This window comes from Falsihalocynthiibacter sp. BN13B15 (assembly GCF_041205415.1).
In the GTDB taxonomy this organism is placed as follows: domain Bacteria; phylum Pseudomonadota; class Alphaproteobacteria; order Rhodobacterales; family Rhodobacteraceae; genus Falsihalocynthiibacter; species Falsihalocynthiibacter arcticus.
In genome coordinates this window covers 1-1,034 of record NZ_JBGFCE010000062.1, presented here as the reverse complement: position 1 = coordinate 1,034, position 1,034 = coordinate 1, and the positions used below count along the sequence as shown (strand labels likewise).

Here is a 1,034-nt window from a genome sequence, read left to right as displayed (position 1 = left end):
CGAACACCCGATCCGCGGCTATTTAAATGTCGGCTCTTGCCGTTGACGCGATCTCACCTCGCACAAGCAGCGAATTCACACTTTCCGCCCTTTGTGTCGATCGACATGAACGGCCCTAAGCAGCCATTCACCGTGATCCCCGATGCCGCATTGCAGCTTCCCAAGAGCAGCCGTTCGTCACGAACACAGCATTGGAAGTCGCTGGAGGTCTAGCGAGATCAGTATGGATTTCGTGCAGAACGGTCAGATGACAATGACTGTTGAGAACGTTCAACCAGTAGCTCTATCGCGTCTGCAAGGTGTTCCTCTTGGATGTTGTAGTCACCCCGCGCAACGCGGATCCGGTGCGCCTCAATCATGACGTCTGCGTGGCGACAGCCCTCAGGAGGTTCAAAGCGATATGACGCCAGTTCGATAAGAAGGCCCAGCGGATCTTCAAAATAGATCGAGTCCATAAAGCCGCGGTCCTTGGGGCCGGAATGTTTAATACCGCGCGCTTCAAGGCGCTTTTCAACCTGATGGAAAGTAGCTTTACTGACGTTGAATGCCAAGTGATGCACGGCACCCTGCTCGGTCGACGTGCGGGTTGCGTCAGGCTTACGGTCTTCGTTCGTGAAGATCGTGATCAGCCGCCCGTCGCCAGGATCAAAATAGATGTGGCCCTCCTTCGGATTATCAAGATTGGGCTGGTCAAAGATGAATGGCATGCCCAAAAGCCCCTCCCAAAAATCGATCGACGTTTGCCGGTCTGCGCCCATGATCGTAATATGGTGAACACCTTGAGTTTGGATCTTCTTCATCGTTTTGCCTTCTGTCATATTCTTGATCCTCGGCTTTCCTCTCGTTAGCTGGCGTCAGATCAGTCTACGAGCTTCGATTTATGGTCTGACCTTGGCAGGCTTATCGTCGCCCTGCTGATCTGCTCTTAGGCGTGATTAGCCGCTAACCATCTGTGCACTTGGGGTCGACTGAGAAATCGCCGTTTCCTCATCCGTCATCTCTTCCTCGATGCCTTCAAACAACGGAGTCGAAAG

General features: G+C 53.1%; 2 protein-coding genes. One reads left to right on the top strand and one right to left on the bottom strand.

Translation table 11 applies throughout. The annotated features are described in order from the left end of the window. Positions 1-213, top strand: a 213-nt coding sequence (locus tag AB9F26_RS22140; protein WP_369769115.1) for a hypothetical protein, incomplete at its 5' end; no start/stop codon positions are given. 5 nt (positions 214-218) lie between these two features. On the opposite strand, the gene AB9F26_RS22135 is transcribed toward AB9F26_RS22140, so the two are convergent. Next, on the bottom strand, positions 219-800 hold the full coding sequence (locus AB9F26_RS22135; protein WP_369769116.1) for a VOC family protein: 582 nt from the start codon (positions 798-800) through the stop codon (positions 219-221). Positions 801-1,034 lie beyond the last annotated feature (234 nt).

Bases quoted from the DNA above. Each gene is read 5' to 3' on its own strand.
- AB9F26_RS22135 (WP_369769116.1), bottom strand. From the start codon at position 800: ATGAAGAAGATCCAAACTCAAGGTGTTCACCATATTACGATCATGGGC.